The sequence below is a fragment of the Caulobacter sp. GW821-FHT12D05 genome, assembly GCF_058807295.1.
The window spans coordinates 404,395-425,359 of record NZ_JBXAQO010000004.1 but is presented as its reverse complement, the minus strand read 5'-3'; the positions used below and the strand labels follow the sequence as shown (position 1 = coordinate 425,359).

Here is a 20,965-nt window from a genome sequence, read left to right as displayed (position 1 = left end):
CTTTAGGTTCGGTGCGCGATCTCCACGAGGATCTCGCCCGGCGCGGTGACGTAGAAACTGAAAGCCCCACGCTGCACCGAGGCCTCGCCTACGGCGACGCCGCCTTCGCTCATGCGCCGGTGCAGGTCGCTGACCGCGCTTTCCGTCTCCAGGTGGAAGCCGATGTGGAACGGGTACGGCCAGGTCTGGGCGCCCGTGTCCTGCAACCGGCTGAGGACCAGCACCAGTCCGGCGCTATCACGCAGGATCGCAAGGCCGTTCTGGCCCAGTGTCCGCTCGTGGGTGAAGCCCAGCCAGGTTTCGAAGAAGTCCCGCGTCGCGGCGATGTTGGGAACGGGCAGGTCGAGGTGGTTCAGGCGCATGAGCGCTCTCCTTGATGAGGGGCGCGGCGCACGGAGGTTTTGATAACATCGACAGGACCACAGATGCGCCGAGCCAACGGCGCGGGATTGCGCCGCCGTCTCGTCGCGGGTCCCTGCCCGAAGGCGGGGTACAGGTTCCTCCGCGGTGCGGAGTGACCGGGCTTACCTAGGTTGGTTCCGGTCCTTGGCCCTTTTTCGACGCCGGGATTGTAGCGGGTTGCCTCTCTCGCGTCTGCCTCTAAACTCCCCGTTCAAACAAGCGTTGGGGAGAAGCGCGCCATGGCCGAAGCCGCCGAACAGTCCGCCCAGGACCTGAACTCGGGCACCAAGCCGGTCGACCCGCGCCATGCGATCGACGAAGCCAAGCTGGCGACGTGGCTCGAGGCTAATGTCGAGGGTTACGCCGGTCCGCTGGAGGTGCGCCAGTTCAAAGGCGGCCAGTCCAACCCGACCTACCAGCTGGTCACGCCGGGCAAGAAATACGTCCTGCGCCGCAAGCCGCCGGGCAAGCTGCTGCCGTCCGCCCACGCCGTCGACCGCGAGTACAAGGTGATCTCAGGCCTGAACAAGGCCGACTTCCCCGTCGCCAAGGCCTACGCCCTGTGCATGGACGAGGAGGTCATCGGCACGATCTTCTACGTGATGGACAATGTGGAGGGCCGGATCCTGTGGGACGGCACCTTGCCCGACTACCAGCCCGCCGAGCGCCGGGCGATCTACGAGGCCCAGATCGACACCCTGGCGGCCTTGCACAATGTCGACTACGCGGCCGTGGGCCTGGCCGACTACGGCAAGCCGGGCAACTATTTCGCCCGCCAGATCGACCGCTGGACCAAGCAGTACAAGGCGTCCGAGACCAAGACCATCGAGGACATGGATCGGTTGATCGACTGGCTGCCGCAAAGCTGCCCAGTCGACGACAAGACCTCGATCGTCCATGGCGACTACCGCCTGGACAATATGATCCTGCACGCCACCGAGCCGCGCGTGGTGGCGGTGCTGGACTGGGAGCTGTCGACCCTGGGCAATCCGCTGGCCGACTTCAGCTACTTCCTGATGAACTGGGTGATGCCGTCCGACCAGCGCGGCGGCCTCGCCGAGATCAAGGACCTGGAGGCCTATGGCGTGCCGACCATCCCGCAGGCGGTCGAGCGCTATTGCAAGGCCACCGGCCGCGACGGCCTGCCCGAGTTGGACTGGTATTTCAGCTACAACCTCTTCAGACTGGCCGGCATCTGCCAGGGCATTGTCGGCCGCGTCCGTGACGGCACCGCCGCCAGCGCCCATGCGCAGCTGATGGAGGCGCGCGTGCCGGTCCTGGCCAAGGGAGCCTGGGCCTTCGCGCAGAAGGCGGGGGCTTAAGGTCTACATGCGGAAACTGCTGTCGGGCGTCTGCGCCCTGGCTCTGGCCAGCGCGCTGGGTGGCGCTGCCTGCGCCCAAAACCAAGCAAAGGAAACCGTCTTCGTCCAGGCCGGCCGCCTGCTGGCCGATCCGGCCACGGGCAAGGTCGAGACAGCCAAGACCTTGGTGCTGGAGAACGGCAAGGTCACGCGCATCGTCGACGGCTATGTCTCCGAGCCCGGCGGCAAGGTCGTGGACCTGAAGGATAGCTTCGTCTTGCCCGGCCTGATCGACAGCCACGTCCACCTGACCCACGAGCAGAACCCGAACGGCCGCCTGCAGGCCGTCACGCGCGGTCCCGCCGACGACGCCCTGGTCGGAGCGGGTTTCGCCCGCAAGACCCTGATGGCCGGCTTCACCACGGTCGCGGACCTGGGGGCCGACAACAAGGCCATCTTCGCCCTGCGCGAGGGCATCAAGCGCGGCGACGTACCCGGCCCGCGCGTCCTCGCCGCGGGCTCGGCCGTGTCGGTCCACGGCGGCCACGGCGACGTCAACGGCTATAGCGAGGAGGTCATGCACGTGCTGCGGCCGACCTCGGTGTGCTCGGGCGCCGACGACTGCCGCCGCGCCGTGCGCGAGCAGGTCTGGCTGGGCGCGGATATCATCAAGATCACCGCCACGGGCGGGGTGCTATCCAACACCGCCGCAGGCCTGGCCCAGCAGTTCTCGGACGATGAGCTGAAGGCCATCGTCGACGCGGCCCACCGCATGGGGCGCAAGGTCACCGCCCACGCTCACGGCGTCGACGGCATCAACAGCTTCCTCAAGGCCGGCGGCGACTCCATCGAGCACGGCACCTATCTGGACGCCGACAGCATCGCCGCCTTCAAGAAGAACGGCGCCTATCTGGTGCCGACCCTGATGGCCGGCGACTTCGTCTATCGGGTCGCCACGGGACCGAACAATTTCCTGACCCCGGCCCAAACCGCCAAGGCGCTGGACGCGGGTCCGAAGATGCTGGCCATGGCTCGCCGGGCGCACGAGGGCGGGGTCAAGATCGCGTTCGGCACCGACACCGGGGTCAGCGCCCACGGCGACAACGCCGGCGAGTTCGCGCTGCTGGTGAAGGCGGGCCTGACGCCGTTGGAAGCGATCCAGACGGCGACGGTCAACGCGGCCGATCACTTCTCGCTGTCGAGCGAGATCGGCAGCCTGGCGGCCGGCAAGGCCGCCGACCTGATCGCGGTGAAGGGCGATCCGCTGAAGGACGTCACCGAGCTGCAGCACGTGACGTCGGTGATCAAGGGCGGGGTGGTCTACAAGTAGCTACAGCCCTACCTTGGCCAGCAGCTCCGCCAGCGCCGCCTCGTCGTCGAAGCGCGCCCGGACCGGCCACGGCGTCACCTTCTCGCGCCACTTGGCGGGCAGGCGCACCCAGTCCTTTTCGGTGGTGACCAAGCCGGCGTCATAGACCTTGGCGCGGTCGGCCAGCATCTTCAGTGTGGCTTCGTCATATTCGCCGTGGTCGGGGAAAGGGGCGAAGTCGACCAGCTGGCAGCCGGCGGCGGTCAGGGCCTTCTCGACCTTCCAGGGCTTGCCGATGCCGGCGAAGCCGACCTGCGGGCCCGCAGGGACTGGCGCGGCGGCCTCGAGCCGCGCGACCAGCACCGGCATGTCGCCGAACTCGACCAGCAGGTCGAAGTCGGGCTGCTCCATGTCGACCGGCAGCAGCACGATCACCGCGTCGGCGCGAGAGAGGCCCACCTTCAGCGGCTCGCGCATCGGGCCGGCGGGGAAGACCCGGCCGTCGCCGAACGGCCACTCGCCGCCGCGCGTCTCGCCGTCGACCACGACCAGGGACAGGGCCTTCTTGATGCTGGGGTTCTGGTGGCCGTCGTCCATGACGACCGCCTGGGCGCCCCGGCGCGTGGCGGCCTTGGCGCCGGCCACGCGGTCGACCGCCACCCACATCGGGAAGTCCTGGGCCAGCATCAGCGGCTCGTCGCCGACGTCCTTGACGGTGTGGCGGGACGTGTCGACCTGGGTCGGGCCCTTCAGCTTGCCGCCATAGCCGCGCGACAGGCCGTGGGCGTTGACGCCACGCTTGGTCAGGGTCAGCAGCAGCTCGCGGACGATCGGGGTCTTGCCCGCCCCGCCCATGGTGACATTGCCGACGCAGATCACCGGCGCGCCGACGATGGCCGGCGTCGTGCGGGCGATGCGGCGACGGGTGGCGTCGGCCCAGATCCACGACAATGGGGTCAGCAGGGCGCGGGTCAGCGGGGCCGGCCCGCCGTTCTTCACGTACCACCAGCGCGGCGTGCCGAGTTTCATGGGACCAGCTCGAGGATGCGGGACAGGCCGGCGCGGGCCTCGGCGTCGCGGGTGTCGACGTAGGTTCGGGCGCGGGCGGCGCGGGCCTTGGCGGCGGCGGGATCGGCCAGGTCGGCGGCGATCGCGTCCAGCAGACCTTCGGGCGAGGTCATGACCACGCCGCCTGCGGCCTCCAGGCCCGCGAAGGCCGAAGCCCAGTTCTCGACGAACGGGCCGCTTATCGTGGGGCAGTCCAGCCGCGCGGCCTCCAGCGGATTGTGGCCGCCGATGTCGGGGACCAGGCTGCCGGCGATCACCGAGGTTCCGGCCAGGCGGAACCACAGGCCCATCTCGCCCAGGGTGTCCGCGACGAGGATGTCGGCGGTTTCGCGGGATTGGCTGCGTAGAGCGGCGGTGAGGCCTCGGGCCTTGGCCAGCTCCACGATAGCCGGGCCCCGCTCGACATGACGCGGCGCCAGAACGACCGGCGGGCGATCGGGCAGGGCGGCGATGGCGTCCAGGGCGATCTCGTCCTCGCCCGGATGGGTGCTAGCGATCAGCAGCGGCGGGCGGGCGAAGGTGATGTCGCTGGCCACGGCCGGCAGCGGCGCGGCGCCGAACTTCAGGTCGGCCTCGCCGGCGACCTTGCCGCCGAGAGCCTCGAAGCGGTCGTGGGCGCGGGCGTCCTGAGCTAGGATCAGGTCGAAGCTCGACAGCAGCTGGCGGGCGGCGTCGGGACGTTTGCGCCAGCTGGCGAAGCTACGGTCCGACAGCTTGGCCGAGACCAGCGCCAGGCGCACACCAGCGGCCTTCGCTTCCAAGAGGAGGTTCGGCCACAGCTCGCTCTCGACGAAGACGGCCAGGGACGGCTTCCAGCGGGCGATGAACCGCCGCGCCGCGCCGGGGGCGTCGACCGGGACATACTGGTGGATCGCGCCGGTCGGCAGGCGCTTGGCCAGCAGGGCGGCCGAGGTGGTGGTGCCGGAGGTGACGAGCACACCGACCTCGGGTCGCTCCACCCGCAGGCGCTCGACGAGCGGCAGGATCGACAGGCTCTCGCCGACGCTGGCGCCGTGCAGCCAGACCAGCGGGCCATCCGGGCGCACGACCTCAGCGCGGCCGAGGCGTTCGGCGATCCGCGCCGGGTCCTCCTTGCCCTTGCGGGCGCGGCCGGCCAGCAGGGCGGGAGCGATGGGTTCGAGAAGGCCCGTGGCGGCCCGGTAGAGGCTCAGGGCGCCGGGACGGATCACACGACGCCTTCGGGGGCCAGCGAGCAGTTGTGGGCGCCGTGGGTGGTCTCGACCTGGATGGTCACGTGGCCGATCTTGAAGCGGCTGGCCAGCTCGGCGCAGGCGTCATGCAGGAACTGGTCGTGGTCCCCGTCCAGCGGGCGGACGACGTGCGCCGTCAAAGCCGTCTCCGTCGTGCTCATCGCCCAGATGTGCAGGTCGTGGACCTCGCTGACGCCCGGACGGCCGGCCAGCCACTCGCGCACCTTGCCGGGGTCAATCCCGCGCGGGGCGGCGTCCAGCGCCATGTCCAACGAGTCCCGCAGCAGGCCCCAGGTGCCCAGCACGATGACGACGACGATGGCCAGGCTGACCACCGGGTCGATCCACAGCCAGTTCGTCAGGCCCATGGCCAGGGCCGCGACCACCACGCCGGCCGAGACGGCGGCGTCGGCGGCCATGTGCAGGAAGGCGCCGCGAACGTTCAGGTCGTCCTCCGCGCCCTTCATGAACATCAGGGCCGTGGCGGTGTTAATGGCGATGCCGATGGCGGCGACGATCATCACCGGGCCGGTCTGGACGGGCTCGGGCGCGCCGAAGCGACGAACGGCCTCCCAGGCGATGGCCCCGACGGCCAGCAGCAGCAGGGCGGCATTGGCCAGCGAGGCCAGGATGGTGCCCTTGCGCAGGCCATAGGTGCGGCGAGCGCTGGGCGCGCGCTTGGCCAGCACGGCCGCGCCCCAGGCCAGCAGGAGGCCCAGAACGTCCGACAGGTTGTGGCCGGCGTCGGCCAGCAGGGCCAGCGAATGGGTGATCAGGCCCGCGCCCGCCTCGACCAGCACGAAGCCCAGGTTCAGCGCCACCCCGATCGCGAAGGCGCGGCCGAAGTCCTTGGGGGCGTGATGGTGATGGCCGCCGGGACCGTGGCTGTGGCCATGTCCGTGATGGTGGCCGTGACCGTGCGCATGGTCATGATCGTGGTGATCATGGTCGTGCTTGTGGTCGTGTCCGTGAGCGTCGTGAGCCATGGCTCCTACATCCCACCAAGGGCGGGCCGGATCAATCTTCGACCAGTTCTTCGGCGCGGCGGGTGACGGCCGAGAGGCGGTCGGCCCATTCTTCGGCCAGCTGGTCGGGATCATCGCCCCGGCCTGCGCCGGTCGGGCCGTCCCAGACCATGGCGGCCTTGGCGAAGGGCAGGGGGACCATGGTGTTGTCCCACGAGCCCAGGCGGATGCAGGGCTTGGCGGCCAGGCCCACGAAGATCACCGGCGCGCCGGTGACGCGGGCCAGGGAGGGCGTGCCCTTCTCCATGTGCTCGGCCGGGCCGCGCGGGCCGTCGGGGGTGATGGCGACGCCACCGCCGTCCTTGACCCATTTGACCATGTCGCGGAAGGCCTGCTCGCCGTGCTTGTTCTTGGCCAGGTCGGTCTTCTTGGCCGAGGAACCGCGGATGGCCGGGAAGCCCAGCTTCTCGACCGTGCGGGCGATGAACTCGCCGTCGTTGGAGCGCGAGATCAGGGCGCGCATGTCCTGGCGGACGGCCAGGTCCTGTGGCCAGCTGAGCGGCGACATCGGGATGCGCGAGTGCCAGAAGCACAGGATCGCCCCGACGCCGGTCTCGCGGCCTTGCGCCCAGACCTGTTCGGCTTGCTCGGCGCCCTCGACGGTCATGCGCAGGGTGCGGAACACCAGCTTGGAATAGCCGGCGAAGATCGAGGACAGCAGCCAGATCACGAACGGCGAACGCAACGGTCTCAAGCAGACGCCTCCGGCACGTGGTCGAGGTCCTGGGCCTTGGCCAGACGGCTGTAGAGGCCGCCTGCGCGGACCAGCTCGGCGTGGGTCCCGGTCTCGACGACGCGACCCTTGTCGATGACGTAGATGCGGTCGGCGTTCTTCACGGTCGACAGGCGGTGGGCGATCAGGATCGTGGTGCGGCCGGCCATCAACCGCTCCAGGGCCGCCTGGACCTGGGCCTCGCTCTCGGTGTCCAGCGCGCTGGTAGCTTCGTCCAGCAGCAGGATCGGGGCGTCCTTGAGGAAGGCGCGGGCGATGGCGATGCGCTGGCGCTGGCCGCCCGACAGCCGGGCCCCGGCCTCGCCGACGGCGGTGTCGTAGCCCTCGGGCAGTTCCAGGATGAAGTCGTGGGCGGCGGCCTGGCGGGCCGCCGCCTCGATCTCCAGCTGGCTGGCGCCGGGGCGGGCATAGGCGATGTTGGCGCGGATGCTGTCGTCGAACAGGAACGGCTCCTGGGTGACCAGCGCGATGCGGTCGCGCAAGCTGGCCAGGGTCACCGAGCGGACGTCGTGGCCGTCGATGGTCACCGCCCCGCCGTTCACGTCGTAGAAGCGCGGGATCAGGTTCAGGATCGAGCTCTTGCCACCGCCCGACGGGCCGACCAGGGCCACGGTCTCGCCCTTGCTGGCGGTCAGCGAGACGTCCGACAGGGCCGGGATCTCGGCGCCGTACGAGAAGGTGACGCCGGTGAGGGCGATGGCGCTGTCGCCGGCCGGCAGGGCCTTGGCGTCGGCGGGATCGACGATGGTCGGGGCCACGTCCAGGGCCTCGAACAGGCGGCGGGCGGCGGTCAGGCCCTCGGCGAAGACGGTCTGCAGGTTGGCGACCTGGCGCAGCGACTGGGCGGCGATGCCCAGCAGGATCACGAACTTCAGGAAGCCGCCGGGGGTAATCGGCGGCAGGGTCAGGGGACCGACGACCAAGGTCCCGGTGATGGCGCGCCAGCCCGCATAGGCGAACACGGCGGCGATCACGAGCTGCGAGAAGAGCTCGGTGGCCGGGGCGGCCATGGCGCGGGCGTTGCTGCCCTTGATCAGGTGGCGCTGGCGGCGCTCGACCACGGCGGCGACGCGGCCTTCCTCATAGGCCTCGCGGTTCTCCATCTTGACGATCTTGACCCCGTCCAGGCTCTCCATGATCGCCGTCGAGAGGTTGGAGGTCTCGCCCATGGCGCCCTTGGCGGCCTTGGTCGTGCGCTTGGAGAAGTGGCGGATGACGCCGTTGACGCCCGGCACGATGATCAGCACCCCGGCCGCCAGGATCGGGTCGGCGCCCAGCAGGGCCCACAGGGTGATGACGACGGTCAGGCCTTCACGGACATAGTTGATCACGCCGGTGGTCGCCGCCTCGCGGATCAGGCCGGCGTCGTACAGCACCGAGGCGACGTACGAGCCCGAATGGGCGCCGCGTAGGCGGGCTAGATCGGCGCGGATCAGGCGGCCGAACAGGCGGGTCTGCATGTCGCCGACGACGCCGTTGCCGATGCGGTTGATCAGGCTGGCCTGGATGACCTGGAACACCCCGCGCCCCACGGCCAGGGCCGCGATGGTCAGCGGCACCCAGATCAGGGCGCCGGGCTGGGGATGGGCGATCAGCTTGTCGACGGCCGGCTCGACATATTCGCCCAGCATCACCGTCAGGCGGGCGACGATCACCGCGCTGATCATCGAGACCAGGAAGCCTTTCCAGCGGGGCTTCAGGAACTCGCGCCACATCCGGCCCATCAGGGCGCGGTTCGAGGGCTGGTTGTCCGGCGAGGTCATGCGGGAGGGGTCGGATTTCGTGCGAGGACTGTCAATGACTTGCGGGACGCACTGCCCACGAAAAGCGACGCCATGAGGGCGGGTTTTGCCTTTCGGGGCTGATACCCTTACCTAGGCGGCGAAATCCCGAAGGAAAGCGCCCTCTTGGCCAAGTTCGACCTCGCCACGCCCTGGGGCCGGTTCAAGACCTATCTCCACTATCTGTGGAACGACCACGCCTATCTGCGCCTGGGGTTCTCGAACGCCCACTGGATCAGCCCCGAGATGGTCCGCGCCAACCAGCCCTGGCCGTTCCAGCTGGCTTGGTGGAAGAAGCGCGGCATCAAGACGATCGTGAACCTGCGCGGCGGCTTCGACGGCAGCTTCTATGCGTTGGAGAAGGACGCCTGCGAGCGCCTGGGCCTGAACTTCGTCGACTTCACGATCACCTCGCGCGAGGTCCCGATCCGCGAGCGGGTGCGGGGGGCGAAAGAGCTGTTCGAGAAGATCGAGTACCCGGCCCTGATGCACTGCAAGTCAGGCGCGGACCGGGCGGGGATCATGAGCGTGTTCTACGCCCACTACCGCCTGGGCCTGCCGATCCGCGAGGCGGTCGAGCAGCTGTCGCCGCGCTACCTGCACATCAAGCACGGCAATACCGGCGTTCTGGACTACGTGTTCGAGCAATATCTGGAAGTCGGCGAACCCAAGGGGCTGACGTTCAGCGAGTGGGTCGAGAGCGACGACTACAATCCCGTCGAGATGAAGAAGACCTTCCGGGCGAACATGCTGGGGAAGGTGCTGACGGATAAGATCCTGCGGCGGGAGTAGGGAGGCGGCGCTGGCCCCTCCACCGCCTTCGGCGGTCCCCCTCCCCCAAGAGGGGGAGGAGAGATAACCCTCCGCCCCGTTTGGGGGCGGACAGACCTGCGTGAGCAGGTCAGGTGGGGGCTAGTGCTGACTCAGCCCTCGCTCGAAGGATCCAGCAGCTTGTGCGCGTGGATGATGAAGTAGCGCGCGTGCGCGTTGTCCACCGTCGCCTGGGCTTTGGCCTTCCAGGCCTTGTGGGCGTCTTCGTAGCTGGGATAGGCGCCGACGAACTCGACCTTGGACAGGTCCCGGAATTCGATCCCGGCGACATCCTTCAGTTCGCCACCGACCACGATATGAAGAAGCTGCTTATCGACCATTTGAAGCATGTTCCTGCGAGGAATTATGTTTATGGCAGCTCGATATGCCCGACGCGTGACAGGATCAACGGGTGAAGCGCCCGATTGGCGCAAACCAGGCTCGGAACGAGCGGAATGGGGCGATTATAGACGAATTCTCGGCCCTTGTGGTCGCTGAGCGTCGCGCCGGCGCGGCGGCAGATCAGGTCGGCGGCGGCCAGGTCCCACTCGCTCTTGGGCGATAGGGCCACAGCGGCGTCGAAGGTCCCGGCGGCCACCAGGCACATGCGATAGGCGATGGAGTTGCGGCTCTCGATGCGCATTTCCGGCCAGGGCTCGCGCCAGGCCGGGTGGGCGAACATCTTGGCGTCGCCCAGCATGGCCGCGCCGAAGAGTTCGCTCGTCGCGCTGGGGGCGATGGGCTGGCCGTTCAGCGTCGCTGGACCATCGATCGTGGCCGCGTAGGTCTCGTTCAGGGCCGGGGCGTGGACGACGCCGGCGATCGGCTGGCCGTTCTCGACCACGGCGATCGAGACCGCGAACCACGGCTTGTTCTTCATGAAGGCCACGGTGCCGTCGATCGGGTCGACCACGAACTGCCGGCGGGTGGTCAGGCGGGCCGGGTCGTCGGCGGTCTCTTCCGACAGCCAGCCATAGTCGGGGCGCTCGGCGGTCAGCTGCGTCTTCAGCAGGGTGTCGACGGCCAGGTCGGCGTCGGTGACTGGCGAGCCGCCCTCCTTGGACCAGATCTTCAGGCCGCTCTCACGGGCCGAGAGCGCCAGCTCGCCGGCTTCCTTGGCGGCTTGAAGGATCAGGTCCAGGTCGTTCATTTGCCCGCGATCGCCAGGGCGTCGACCAGGATCGACGGGCTGTTGCTGGCGCCTCGGAATTCCAGGTCCGAGCCGGGGATCAGGCGGGCATAGATGTCGATCAGGTTGCCGGCCACGGTGATCTCGGTGACCGGGCCGGTGCTCTCGCCGTTCTCGAACCAGACGCCCGAGCAACCCACCGACCAGTCGCCGGTATTGCCGTTCAGCGAGGGGCCGAACATCGAGGTGACCAAGAGGCCCGTGCCGGCGTCCTTCATCAGGCCCGTCAGGTCCTGGGCGCCCGGCTGGAGCGTCAGGTTGTGGGTCGAGACGCCCGAGGGACCGGCCAGGCCGCGCGAGGCGTGACCGGTGGTGACCAGGCCCAGCTGCTTGGCCGAGCTGCTGTTCAGCAGCCAGGTGGTCAGCACGCCGTCGTCGATCAGGCTGCGGACCTGGGTGGCCACGCCCTCGTCGTCGAACGGCGCCGAGCCCAGGCCGCGCACGCGGTGCGGATCCTCGGTCAGGTTGACGCCCTGGGCGAAGATTCGCTGGCCTAGCTTGTCCTTCAGGAACGAGGTGCCACGGGCGATCGACGGGCCCGAGATCGCGCCCAGCAGCGGGCCAATCAGGCTCATGGCCAGGCGGTTCTCGAAGATCACCGGGGCGGTGGTCGAGGCGATCTTGCGCGGGTTGAGGCGGGCGACGGCCTGGCGGCCGGCCTCCATGCCGATGTCGCCAGCGGCCGGCAGGTCGCCGAAGTGGCGGGTCGAGCGGCCTTCGCCGCCGCGCTCCATGCCCGCGCCCTCGCCGGCGATGGCCGAGGCCGACACCGAGTGGCCGGTGGCCGCGTGCGTGCCGTGGAAGCCGGCGGTGGTGACCAGCGACCAGCTGGACGAACTCCAGCTGGCCGAGCCGCCGTCGGTATTGGTGACGCCCTGGACCTCGCGGGCGTGCGCCTCGGCGATCCGGGCCTGGTTCTCCAGGGCTTCGGCCGAGGGCTCATAGGCGTCGATCAGGTCGAGGTCGGGATAGGGACCCTTGGCCAGGCGATCATGCTGGGCCAGGCTGGCATAAGGATCTTCCGGGGCCAGGCGGGCCATGGCCACGGCGCGCTCGATCAGCTTGGCGCGGGCCTCGGCCGAGACGTCGGAGCCGGAGACCGTGGCGCTGCGTTGGCCGATGAAGACGCGCAGGCCAAGATCCCGGGCCTCTTCGCGCTCGACCTCTTCCAGCTCGCCCAGGCGAACCGAGACCGAGAGGGATTGGCGCTCGGCGAAGACAGCTTCGGCCGCGTCGGCCCCGGCCTTGCGCGCGGCGGCGACCACGTCATGCAGCAGATTATCGTCCATGTCGGTCTTATGGACGAGGCCGGCCTAGGCCGGCAAGCGCTACCCGATGGCCGACAGCAGCAGGGCCACGCCCGCGAAGATGTAGGCGAGCCAGGTGGCGACCATGCCGATCGAACGTCCGATCGACGCGCCGCCGTTGGTGGACAGGCCGAAGGCGTGGATCGCGCGGCCGGCGAACAGCACCAAGCCGACGACATGGACCGTCAGCGGCGAGGCGCCGGCCACGGCCAGCACGGCCAGGGAGGCGACGCCCGTCGGCACATATTCCGTGGCGTTGCCGAAGGCGCGGATGGCGCGGGCCAGTTCCGGGATGCCTTCGTCGCCCAGCGCGACCTTGTGCTTCTGGCGCAGGCGCACGACCAGCAACGACAGGATCAGCAGCAGAAACAGGTGCAGGCCGGCCCAAAGCGCGGCCGCGTGACCCGAAGCAATCGTATCCATCAACTCAAACCCTAGTACGCCGCCCGCCCCCGAGCGTGACCGACATATGAGACTGTCCGGGGACGGTCGGCAAGCCGACCCGCCTCTCAGGCGACTTCGCGGGCGATCGGGTAAAGCAAGTAGTGATCGTCGTAGAACGGCGTGCGCTCGTAGAACCAGGCCAGGCGCGCGTCGGGATCGGCGGCGAACTGGGGCTCGGCGGCCAGCTTGGCCTCGAACGCGGCCTTCAGCGCGGGATCAGCGGCCAGCATCTTCTCGGCCAGCGGGGCGATGGCGTAGGGCTCGATATATTCGACCCGGCTCAGCACTTCGGGGACCATGCCCCAGGCGAAGACGCTCTCGCTGGACTGCGGCTCGAGCAGCAGCACGACCAGGTCGCCCAGCGGCTGGTCGGTCGGGACGCGGATCGAGCCCTTGGGGAAGGTCCAGGCGCGGGTCTCGGTGGTGACGGTGTCGACGCTGATCTGGACGTGGCCCTCGTTGGCGCGGTCGGCCAGCTTGGGATCGACCAGGCGGATCATCTCGACCTCGACGGTCTTGTCCGTCGGCAGGGTTTCCAGCGTCACGCCATGCAGCTTCAGCCGCTCGATCAGGTCGGCGCGGTAGCTGGGCACGTAGTAGGCGACGGGACGCTTCAGGCTCAGCGAAGGTTTGGAGCCGTAGAACGGGACCTGCCACAGCGCCGGATCGGCCTCGCCCAGCCAGCGCACTTCCTGCCGGCCCGAGGCGGGGCTGTCATAGTACTCGTAGCGGATGCCCTTGAAGGCGCGGGTATAGGCCGGCGTCGGGTCGGAGACGAAGTTGGCCAGCACCTCGGCGGGCCGCAGGGCGCTGTCGGCCGCGATGGCCCTCCGCAGGTCGCCGCCCTGGTCGGCCAGCAGTTTCAGCGCCGTCTCGATGAAGACATAGGTCCCCAGCACCCGTTGCACGTGGGGTTTCAGGCTATGGTTCTCGATCAGGATGGTCGGGACGTGGGCCGCCGCGCCCCAGCCGTTGGAGAAGCGCTCGCCTAAGCCCCCGTCGTTGAAGCCGGCCTTGGGGTTTTGCTCGTCGACGCCGAACACCAGCTCGCCCGGGATGTGGCCCTCGGCCTCCAGGCTGGCGTTCATGGCCGGCTTCAAGACGTCATCCAGCCATTTGGCGATGGCCGGCGAGCGGCACCAGACGCCGTTCTCGCCGTTGAAGCCGTAGGTGACGTCGTACTGGTAATCCAGGCCGTCGGTCACGTGGACGTCGACATAAAGATCGGCCTTGTACTTGGCCTGCAGGCGCTTGAGGGCCTGCATCTCCGGCTGGTCCAGCTTCATGAAGTCGCGATTGAGGTTCTGGTTGGTCGCCGTGTTGCGCCAGCCCTGGATGCGCGGTCCGCGCTGGTTGGGACGCGAATAGGGGCCCGAGCGTTCGTGGCCGTCGACCGACAGGATCGGGAGCAGGACCAGATTGACCTTGTCCAGCAGACCGTCCTTGCCGTGAAACGCCATGTCCCGCAGCAGCATCATGCCGGCGTCCTTGCCGTCGATCTCGCCGGGGTGGATGCCGCACTGGACCAGCAGCAGGGGCTTCTTCGGGTCCAGCGTCTCGCCGTCCTTGCTGGCGATGACGGCGAAGATCTCGCGGCCCTGCGGCGAGACGCCGAAGTCCTCGACGCGGACCAGCTTGGACGCCTGGTCCAGCCGGTCGAACCAGGCGCGGGTGTCGACATAGGTCGGCGAGAAGCCGTGCTCGGCGTCGGCCTCGAACGGCGTGATCCACGGATCGGACGCGTCGCGGATCAGCGCCTGGCTGGCGCCCTGCCAGTGCGGGGCCGGCGGCAGGAAGGCTTCGTCCCAGGGGGCTCTAGGGGATTGCGACATGGCGGGAGCTCCCAGGGCAAGCAGGGCGGGGCCGGCCTCAGGCGGCGGCCAGGGAAATAACATACAGTAGGTTCAGCACCGCCAGCAGGGCGATGTCGACGACCCGGTTGCGGACCAGCATCAGGACGATCAGCAGGACGTAGTAGGTCAGGTTCATCAGGGCGGAGAAGCCCGTCCAGCGCATGGCGATGGTCTCGGACAGGCCGCTGAGGATCACCTGCAGAAGCTCAAAGCCCAGCAGGTTGCCCAGCACCATGCCGCCGACCACGTAGCGCTTGTTGTCGCGACACCAGGCGTCCAGATCGGGCCGGGCGGCAAGGTCGCGCGGGACCAGCAGCGAGGCGGCCACGTAATAGGCGCCGCCGGTCAGCAGGCAGACCAGCACGATCTTGAGGCTCATGTCAGCCGAGCCCAGGGCTTTCCAGCCATTGGTCACGCAGGCGGCCAGGTCGAAGACCAGCAGCAGCGCCAGCAGTGGCGTGGTCCAGCCGATCCGGACCGCATCACGGGTTTCCAGGACACGGACGGCGCCGGACAACAGCCTGCCGACCGCCAGGGCCAGCAGGGCGCCATAGAAGGCGAACAGAACCTCGATCGCGTCCATCAGCTCTCCGTCGAGTCGACCGACGCTACTTCCAGATCGGGGTTCCGTCTCCCGGCAAACCCAGGCGGGCCCACTTTTCGGTGACGGCTTCCACCACCGATTGATCCATGCGGATTTCCTCGCCCCATTCGCGCTTGGTCTCGGGCGGCCACTTGTCGGTGGCGTCCAGGCCGATCTTGGAGCCGAGGCCGCTCTCGGGGCTGGCGAAGTCTAGATAGTCGATGGGCGTGTGTTCGATCACCGTGATGTCCCGGGCGGGATCCATCTTGGTGCTGATCGCCCACATCACATCCTTCCAGTCGCGGGCGTTGATGTCGTGGTCCACGACGATCACCCACTTGGTGTACATGAACTGGCGCAGATAGCTCCACACGCCCAGCATCACGCGCTTGGCGTGGCCGGGATAGGCCTTCTTCATCGAGACCACGGCGATGCGGTAGCTGCAGCCCTCGGGCGGCAGCCAGAAGTCGACGATCTCGGGGAACTGCTGGCGGATCAGCGGGATGAACACCTCGTTCAGCGCCTCGCCCAGCACCGAGGGCTCATCCGGCGGCCGGCCGGTGAAGGTGGTCAGATAGATCGGGTCCTTGCGCATGGTGATCGCCGTCACCTGGAAGACCGGGAATTTCTCGACGCTGTTGTAATAGCCGGTGTGGTCGCCGTAGGGGCCTTCGTCCTCGAACTCGTCGAGCAGGACGTGGCCTTCGATGACGATCTCGGCGTGGGCCGGGACCATCAGCGGCACGGTCTTGGCCGGCACCAGATCGACCTTGGCGCCGCGCAGCAGGCCGGCGAACTGGTATTCCGACAGGGTGTCGGGCACCGGCGTCACGGCGGCCAGGATGGTGCCGGGATCGGCTCCCAGCACGGCGCAAGCGGGCAGGGGATCCTTGTTCCCCGCCTTCTTGTGGCGAGCGTAGTGCTGGGCCCCGCCGCGATGGGCCAGCCAGCGCATGATGCACTTGTCCTTGCCCAGCACCTGCATGCGGTAGATGCCGAGGTTGAAGTCGTCCTCACGGTCCTTGCCCGGACCCTTGGTCACGACGAGGGGCCAGGTGATCAGCGGAGCCGGCTCGCCCGGCCAGCAGGTCTGGACCGGCAGCTTGGTGAGGTCGATGTCGTCGCCCGTGAGCACGACCTCCTGCACCGGGGCCTTCTTCACCGTCCCGGGGCGCATGCTCATGACCGTCTTGGCCAGGGGCAGCATGTCGATCGCGTCCTTCAGGCCCTTGGGCGGCTGGGGCTGGCGCAGGAAGGCCAGCAGTTCGCCGACCTCGCGCAGCTCGCCCGCCGTCTCGCGCGGCTCGCCGCCCAGGGTCACGCCCATGGCCACGCGCTTTACCGTGCCGAACAGGTTGGCCAGGGCCGGCATCGAAGAGCGCGAACCGTCGGGCAGCAGGACGTGCTCGAACAGCACCGCCGGACCGCCGGTGGCCAGCAGGCGGGTCTGGATCTCGGTCATCTCCAGCACGCTGGAGACCGGCTCGGTGACGCGCACCAGCTCGCCCTTGGCCTCCAGGACGTCGATGAACTCACGGAGGGAACGGTAGGCCATGGGGTACTCGTCTAGTTCGCGACGGCCAGGTCGTCGGCGTGGATCATCGGGCCTTCGGTGAAGCCGAGCTCGGCCTCAATGGCGTCGGAGCGCAGGCCGGCGATGCGCTGGGCGTCGGCGCTGTCGTAGCGGACGAGGCCCCGGGCGACTTCCTGGCCGGTCTCGTCGCGCACACGGACGGCGTCGCCCTTCTCGAACGGGCCTTCGATGGCGCGGACGCCGGCCGACAGCAGGCTCTTGCCGGCGGCCAGCGCGGCGGCGGCGCCGGCGTCGATCGTGACCCAGCCCTGCGGGGCCAGAGAGCCGGCGATCCAGGCCTTGTAGGCGGCGGCGGGTGAGGCGTTGGCCTCGATCAGCGTGGCCTTCTCGCCGTCGGCGATGGCGGCCAGCGGGCGCGGGCGCGAGCCCAGGGTGATCAGCGTGGCGCAGCCGGCGGCGCGGGCGATGCGGGCGGCGGCGATCTTGGTCGCCATGCCGCCGGTGCCGACCCCGGCCGCGGCATTGGCGCCCTCGGCCATGCCGGCGATCTCGGCGGTGATCTCGGTCACCAGCGGGATGTGCTCGGCCTTGGGGTTCTTTCGCGGGTCGGCGGTGTAGAGGCCGTCGATGTCCGACAGCAGCACCAAGAGGTCAGCGCCGGCCATCTGGGCCACGCGCGCGGCCAGGCGATCGTTGTCGCCGTAGCGGATCTCTTCGGTGACGACGGTGTCGTTCTCGTTGACCACCGGCACCACGCCCAGGCCCATCAGGGTCTCGGTGGTGGCGCGGGCGTTCAGCCAGCGACGGCGCATCTCGGTGTCGTCGCGGGTCAGCAGGATCTGGGCGACGCCGACGCCATGCGGCTCGAAGGCCTCTTCCCAGGCATGCATGAGCAGGCTCTGGCCGGCGGCCGCGGCGGCCTGCTTTTCGGGCAGGGTGGTCTTGCGGCCGACCAGGCCCAGGCGGCGGCGGCCCAGGGCGACGGCGCCCGACGAGACCACCAGCACCTGCTTGCCAGCGGCGCGCAAGGCGGCGGCGTCGGCGCAGAAGGCCTCCAGCCAGGCGCGATTGGCGCGGCCCGTTTCGGCGTCGACCAGCAAGGCCGAACCGACCTTGAAGACGATACGGCGGGCGTTACCAAACGCCCCGGCGGCCTGGCTCACGGCGTCCAGCCCCCGGGGGTCTCGTCGATATGGTCCTCGTCCTCGGCGATCTCTTCCTCGAGGTCGCCACGGCGGATGCGCACCTGGCGATAGGCGGCGCGCAGCAGTTCGGTGACGCCCTGGCCCGAGACGCCCGACACCAGGCGCGGCTTGACGCCAGCGACGGCTTCCAGCTCGGCGATCTTCTCGGCGAGGGTCTCTTCGTCCAGGGCGTCGATCTTATTCAACGCCAGGATCTCGGACTTGTCGGCCAGCTCGTCGCCATAGGCTTCCAGCTCGCCCCGGATGGTGGTCCAGGCGCCGGCGATGTCGTCCTGCGTGGCGTCGACCAGATGGATCAGCACCGCCGAGCGCTCGACGTGGCCCAGGAAGCGGGTGCCGAGCCCCGCGCCTTCCGACGCGCCCTCGATCAGGCCGGGGATGTCGGCCAGCACGAAACGCTCGCTGCTGGACAGGTCCACGACGCCCAGGTTCGGGGTAAGGGTGGTGAAGGGATAGTCGGCGATCTTGGGCTTGGCGGCGCTGGCGGCGGCCAGGAAGGTCGACTTGCCCGCATTGGGCAGGCCGACCAGGCCGACGTCGGCGATCAGCTTCAGCCGCATCCAGATCCAGCGCTCTTCGCCTTCCTGGCCGGGATTGGCGTATTTTGGCGCCTGGTTCACGGGGCCCTTGAAGTGCAGGTTGCCCCAGCCGCCATTGCCGCCCTTGGCCAGCAGCAGGCGCGCGCCCGCGTGGTCCAGGTCGGCGATCAGGGTTTCCTTGTCCTCTTCGAGGATCTCGGTGCCCACCGGAACCTTCAGCAGCACGTCGTCGCCGGCGGCGCCGTGACGCGCGCGGCCCATGCCGTGCACGCCCGTGCCGGCCTTGAAGTGCTGCTGGTAGCGGTAGTCGATCAGAGTGTTAAGGCCTTCGACGGCCTCGATCCACACGTCGCCGCCGCGACCGCCGTCGCCGCCGTCCGGGCCGCCGTACTCGATGTACTTCTCGCGGCGGAACGACACCGACCCGCCGCCGCCGTTACCCGAGCGGATGTAGATCTTGCATTGGTCCAAGAATTTCATGGCGCTCTTTAGTCCCAAGGCGTCCCGCGCGTCGAGCCAAAACGGCCTCGCATCCTTACGTTACGGCAAGCACACCGATCTTTCGAACTGTGACGCTTGGCCGCGAATAAAAGCGTGACCGCTGTTCGTCGTCGTGACGAAATGTTAAAACACAGAGTGCGACAAAGTGTCTTGGCAGCGTAACCGTCGTTTCTCTCGACGGAGTGGGAGGCTGACCTTGGCTACGGCAGAAGACAGCAAGGCGATACTGGCGGGGGATCTGCGCGATTTGTCGACGCAGGAGCTTCACCGTAAGTATAGCGCTGAGGCGTCCGTCCACCGCAACATGTTGATCGCGCGGGGAACGGGCATCGCGCCGCAGTGGCGCGACTTCAAGACGTTCGTCGCCGAGGTCGGGGTCAAGCCGTCCAGCGAACACACCCTGGTCCTGCTGAATCGCTACGAGCGCACCTACGGTCCGGGCCGAGCCCGCTGGATGACCGCCGAGGAACAGGCCGCTCACGAGATCGAATTCGACCGCCTGCGCGCGGAAAAGCAGCGTGAAGAACAGCTGCTGATGCACCAGGCCGCCGCCACCAAGCGCGCCAGCGCTCCGAATGCGCCGTCGTTTGGCCAGTTCACGCCGATGGCCGGCAAGCACGTGGCCTTCACCGACGTCGCCAAGAAGCTGGCCATTCCGGTCGCGGCCCTGTCCAAGACCATGCCGGCCGGCACCAGCGCCGACGAGCTGGTCAAACGTTCGGCCGTCGTCAACGAGCTGATCAACGACCAGGCCACCTGGCTGCCGCCGGATCCGGCCCGCAAGGCCGGCTTCTTCGAGGCCTACCGCATCTGGCACCTGCAGGTGCAGCCGCAGTTCGGCCGCGCCGCCACCCCGACCTTCTTGTTCCTCTACATCGCCCTGCCGGTCATGAAGCAGTGCCGCGACGAGCTGATGGACCTGGACCTGTGGAATCCGCTGGGCCAGCGGGCCATGGCCGCCCGTGACGGCCACGTGTCCTGGAAGAAGTACACCGAGTTCATGCCGCGAGCGCAGGTCGCGCTGATGGAGATCCCCATCTACGCCACCTACTCGCTGCTGAGCGACCTGGACGCCCTGTGCGAGCGGATCGTCGTCGCCGAAAAGCGCTTCCGCGAAGGTCCGCAGAAGGTGATCCACACGCACCGGGCGGCTTAAGCCCGGTTCAGGCCAACCACACCATCATCCGCGTCGCCGCCGGTTCGCCGCGAGCGATCGACGGCTTGTGCTCGACGACGCCGGTATACAGGAAGCCGGCCTTGACCAGCACCCGGCCCGAGGCGTCGTTGTCGGCGAAGTGGCCGGCGGTGACGTAGCGCTTTTTCCAGCGTTCGCGGGCCCAGCTCAGGGCGCCCCGGGTCGCCTCGGTGGCATAGCCTTGGCCCCAGTAGGGCCGGCCGATCCAGTAGCCCAGCTCGACCTGGCCCTCGGCGGTCGTGAACAGCCCGATCACCCCGATCAGGCCTTCGCCCTCCAGCGCGATGGCGAAGGTGTTGTCGCGCGAGCGATCCTGCGTGCCGCAACGGGCCACGAAATCCTCGGCGTGATCGCGGGTATAGGGCGAGGGCATGCGCGTGGTCATGCGCGCGACGTCACGATCGAGGCAGAAAGCCGCCACGCGTTCGACGTCGGGCTTGGCCGGCACGCGCAGCGTCAACCGCTGGGTGTCGATGACGGGTCTTTCTTCGATGACGCACATCGGCGCCTCCCAGAGTTCTTCGGCTCCTCTTGCTCGGGAACCGTGACGCCGCCATGGCAAAGTTTGTTTCAGAAGGCGGCGAGACAAAACAAAAGCGGGGAGCCCGGCGTTCCGGACTCCCCGCTAGAGATCGTCTGTCCGGATCGTCTTCTGAGTAAGAAGCACGACCCGAATGAACTCTGGTTCGTGCTTACTCGGCCGGTTGAGCGGCCGGAGTCACCGTCACGTACGTGCGGTCATGCTTCTTGGTCACGAAGCCCACAGCGCCTTGCACGAGGGCAAAGAGGGTGTGGTCCTTGCCGATGCCGACGTTGGCGCCCGGATAGAACTTCGTACCGCGTTGACGCACGAGGATGTTGCCGGCGAGAACCTTCTCGCCGCCGAACTTCTTCACGCCAAGGCGCTTCGACTCTGAGTCGCGACCGTTGCTGGACGAGCCGCCTGATTTCTTGTGAGCCATCTTGCTCTCCTAC

The 20,965-nt window shown here is 68.5% G+C and carries 20 protein-coding genes and 1 pseudogene; 4 read left to right on the top strand and 17 right to left on the bottom strand.

What is annotated here, in order from left to right; all coding sequences use genetic code 11:
• Positions 1-2: 2 nt before the first annotated feature.
• Positions 3-411: pseudogene (locus tag AC1RRR_RS20135) on the bottom strand (VOC family protein).
• Between the two features lie 230 nt (positions 412-641).
• Between AC1RRR_RS20135 and AC1RRR_RS20130 the strand changes: the two are divergent.
• Both AC1RRR_RS20130 and AC1RRR_RS20125 read left to right on the top strand, forming a co-directional pair.
• Positions 642-1,724 (top strand): phosphotransferase family protein, encoded by a 1,083-nt coding sequence (locus AC1RRR_RS20130; protein ID WP_492815655.1) that lies wholly within the window; start codon positions 642-644, stop codon positions 1,722-1,724.
• A 7-nt stretch (positions 1,725-1,731) separates the two neighbouring features.
• Positions 1,732-3,033, top strand: coding sequence for a metal-dependent hydrolase family protein (locus AC1RRR_RS20125; protein WP_492815654.1), 1,302 nt, complete (start codon positions 1,732-1,734; stop codon positions 3,031-3,033).
• Here the strand turns inward: AC1RRR_RS20125 and lpxK are convergent, their stop codons facing one another.
• Genes lpxK through AC1RRR_RS20100 form a run of 5 tightly spaced genes read right to left on the bottom strand, consistent with a single transcriptional unit; the run spans position 3,034 to position 8,812 of the window.
• A complete protein-coding gene (gene lpxK / locus AC1RRR_RS20120; RefSeq protein ID WP_492815653.1) occupies positions 3,034-4,041 on the bottom strand; it encodes a tetraacyldisaccharide 4'-kinase in 1,008 nt (335 codons plus the stop codon).
• Positions 4,038-5,297: a 3-deoxy-D-manno-octulosonic acid transferase gene (locus tag AC1RRR_RS20115; protein WP_492816574.1), complete on the bottom strand. Its 1,260-nt coding sequence runs from the start codon at positions 5,295-5,297 to the stop codon at positions 4,038-4,040. Before AC1RRR_RS20115 ends, lpxK begins: the two co-directional genes overlap by 4 nt.
• A complete protein-coding gene (locus tag AC1RRR_RS20110; RefSeq protein WP_492815652.1) occupies positions 5,267-6,277 on the bottom strand; it encodes a cation diffusion facilitator family transporter in 1,011 nt (336 codons plus the stop codon). The genes AC1RRR_RS20115 and AC1RRR_RS20110 overlap by 31 nt, the downstream gene beginning before the upstream one ends.
• 31 nt (positions 6,278-6,308) lie before the next feature.
• Positions 6,309-7,010, bottom strand: a complete 702-nt coding sequence (locus AC1RRR_RS20105) for a lysophospholipid acyltransferase family protein (RefSeq protein WP_492815651.1) — start codon at positions 7,008-7,010, stop codon at positions 6,309-6,311.
• A complete protein-coding gene (locus AC1RRR_RS20100; protein ID WP_492815650.1) occupies positions 7,007-8,812 on the bottom strand; it encodes an ABC transporter ATP-binding protein in 1,806 nt (601 codons plus the stop codon). The genes AC1RRR_RS20105 and AC1RRR_RS20100 overlap by 4 nt, the downstream gene beginning before the upstream one ends.
• A gap of 144 nt (positions 8,813-8,956) precedes the next feature.
• Here AC1RRR_RS20100 and AC1RRR_RS20095 point away from each other — a divergent pair, with 144 nt between their 5' ends.
• On the top strand, positions 8,957-9,622 hold the full coding sequence (locus AC1RRR_RS20095) for a fused DSP-PTPase phosphatase/NAD kinase-like protein (RefSeq protein ID WP_492815649.1): 666 nt from the start codon (positions 8,957-8,959) through the stop codon (positions 9,620-9,622).
• A gap of 131 nt (positions 9,623-9,753) precedes the next feature.
• Here the strand turns inward: AC1RRR_RS20095 and AC1RRR_RS20090 are convergent, their stop codons facing one another.
• The 9 genes from AC1RRR_RS20090 to obgE all read right to left on the bottom strand — a co-directional run bounded on the left by AC1RRR_RS20090 (position 9,754) and on the right by obgE (position 18,774).
• Complete coding sequence (locus AC1RRR_RS20090; protein WP_291871969.1) at positions 9,754-9,990, bottom strand: DUF4170 domain-containing protein; 237 nt, start codon at positions 9,988-9,990, stop codon at positions 9,754-9,756.
• Positions 9,991-10,010: 20 nt separating this feature from the next.
• The gene (locus AC1RRR_RS20085; protein ID WP_492815648.1) at positions 10,011-10,790 is read right to left on the bottom strand and encodes a 3'(2'),5'-bisphosphate nucleotidase CysQ; all 780 of its coding nucleotides are present in this window, start codon (positions 10,788-10,790) and stop codon (positions 10,011-10,013) included.
• Complete coding sequence (locus AC1RRR_RS20080; RefSeq protein WP_492815647.1) at positions 10,787-12,118, bottom strand: TldD/PmbA family protein; 1,332 nt, start codon at positions 12,116-12,118, stop codon at positions 10,787-10,789. The genes AC1RRR_RS20085 and AC1RRR_RS20080 overlap by 4 nt, the downstream gene beginning before the upstream one ends.
• Before the next feature lie 39 nt (positions 12,119-12,157).
• Positions 12,158-12,559 (bottom strand): MAPEG family protein, encoded by a 402-nt coding sequence (locus AC1RRR_RS20075; protein ID WP_492815646.1) that lies wholly within the window; start codon positions 12,557-12,559, stop codon positions 12,158-12,160.
• An 86-nt stretch (positions 12,560-12,645) separates the two neighbouring features.
• A complete protein-coding gene (locus AC1RRR_RS20070) occupies positions 12,646-14,475 on the bottom strand; it encodes a M14 family metallopeptidase (RefSeq protein WP_492815645.1) in 1,830 nt (609 codons plus the stop codon).
• Positions 14,450-15,016, bottom strand: coding sequence for a hypothetical protein (locus tag AC1RRR_RS20065; RefSeq protein ID WP_492815644.1), 567 nt, complete (start codon positions 15,014-15,016; stop codon positions 14,450-14,452). The genes AC1RRR_RS20070 and AC1RRR_RS20065 overlap by 26 nt, the downstream gene beginning before the upstream one ends.
• 25 nt (positions 15,017-15,041) lie before the next feature.
• Positions 15,042-16,571, bottom strand: coding sequence for a UbiD family decarboxylase (locus AC1RRR_RS20060; protein ID WP_492815643.1), 1,530 nt, complete (start codon positions 16,569-16,571; stop codon positions 15,042-15,044).
• Between the two features lie 11 nt (positions 16,572-16,582).
• Positions 16,583-17,713 (bottom strand): glutamate 5-kinase, encoded by a 1,131-nt coding sequence (gene proB, locus AC1RRR_RS20055; protein WP_492815642.1) that lies wholly within the window; start codon positions 17,711-17,713, stop codon positions 16,583-16,585.
• Complete coding sequence (gene obgE, locus AC1RRR_RS20050; protein ID WP_492815641.1) at positions 17,710-18,774, bottom strand: GTPase ObgE; 1,065 nt, start codon at positions 18,772-18,774, stop codon at positions 17,710-17,712. The genes proB and obgE overlap by 4 nt, the downstream gene beginning before the upstream one ends.
• 217 nt (positions 18,775-18,991) lie before the next feature.
• Between obgE and AC1RRR_RS20045 the strand changes: the two genes are divergently transcribed.
• Complete coding sequence (locus AC1RRR_RS20045) at positions 18,992-19,951, top strand: hypothetical protein (RefSeq protein WP_492815640.1); 960 nt, start codon at positions 18,992-18,994, stop codon at positions 19,949-19,951.
• Between the two features lie 7 nt (positions 19,952-19,958).
• Here AC1RRR_RS20045 and AC1RRR_RS20040 read toward each other — a convergent pair whose 3' ends face one another.
• Both AC1RRR_RS20040 and rpmA read right to left on the bottom strand, forming a co-directional pair.
• Complete coding sequence (locus tag AC1RRR_RS20040; RefSeq protein ID WP_492815639.1) at positions 19,959-20,492, bottom strand: GNAT family N-acetyltransferase; 534 nt, start codon at positions 20,490-20,492, stop codon at positions 19,959-19,961.
• Between the two features lie 190 nt (positions 20,493-20,682).
• Complete coding sequence (gene rpmA / locus AC1RRR_RS20035) at positions 20,683-20,952, bottom strand: 50S ribosomal protein L27 (RefSeq protein WP_099581738.1); 270 nt, start codon at positions 20,950-20,952, stop codon at positions 20,683-20,685.
• Positions 20,953-20,965 lie beyond the last annotated feature (13 nt).

Bases quoted from the DNA above. Each gene is read 5' to 3' on its own strand.
- AC1RRR_RS20085 (WP_492815648.1), bottom strand. From the start codon at position 10,790: ATGAACGACCTGGACCTGATCCTTCAAGCCGCCAAGGAAGCCGGCGAG.
- AC1RRR_RS20060 (WP_492815643.1), bottom strand. From the start codon at position 16,571: ATGGCCTACCGTTCCCTCCGTGAGTTCATCGACGTCCTGGAGGCCAAG.
- AC1RRR_RS20130 (WP_492815655.1), top strand. From the start codon at position 642: ATGGCCGAAGCCGCCGAACAGTCCGCCCAGGACCTGAACTCGGGCACC.
- AC1RRR_RS20100 (WP_492815650.1), bottom strand. From the start codon at position 8,812: ATGACCTCGCCGGACAACCAGCCCTCGAACCGCGCCCTGATGGGCCGG.
- obgE (WP_492815641.1), bottom strand. From the start codon at position 18,774: ATGAAATTCTTGGACCAATGCAAGATCTACATCCGCTCGGGTAACGGC.
- AC1RRR_RS20090 (WP_291871969.1), bottom strand. From the start codon at position 9,990: ATGCTTCAAATGGTCGATAAGCAGCTTCTTCATATCGTGGTCGGTGGC.
- AC1RRR_RS20065 (WP_492815644.1), bottom strand. From the start codon at position 15,016: ATGGACGCGATCGAGGTTCTGTTCGCCTTCTATGGCGCCCTGCTGGCC.
- AC1RRR_RS20125 (WP_492815654.1), top strand. From the start codon at position 1,732: ATGCGGAAACTGCTGTCGGGCGTCTGCGCCCTGGCTCTGGCCAGCGCG.
- AC1RRR_RS20080 (WP_492815647.1), bottom strand. From the start codon at position 12,118: ATGGACGATAATCTGCTGCATGACGTGGTCGCCGCCGCGCGCAAGGCC.
- lpxK (WP_492815653.1), bottom strand. From the start codon at position 4,041: ATGAAACTCGGCACGCCGCGCTGGTGGTACGTGAAGAACGGCGGGCCG.
- AC1RRR_RS20070 (WP_492815645.1), bottom strand. From the start codon at position 14,475: ATGTTATTTCCCTGGCCGCCGCCTGAGGCCGGCCCCGCCCTGCTTGCC.
- AC1RRR_RS20040 (WP_492815639.1), bottom strand. From the start codon at position 20,492: ATGTGCGTCATCGAAGAAAGACCCGTCATCGACACCCAGCGGTTGACG.
- AC1RRR_RS20110 (WP_492815652.1), bottom strand. From the start codon at position 6,277: ATGGCTCACGACGCTCACGGACACGACCACAAGCACGACCATGATCAC.
- AC1RRR_RS20075 (WP_492815646.1), bottom strand. From the start codon at position 12,559: ATGGATACGATTGCTTCGGGTCACGCGGCCGCGCTTTGGGCCGGCCTG.
- rpmA (WP_099581738.1), bottom strand. From the start codon at position 20,952: ATGGCTCACAAGAAATCAGGCGGCTCGTCCAGCAACGGTCGCGACTCA.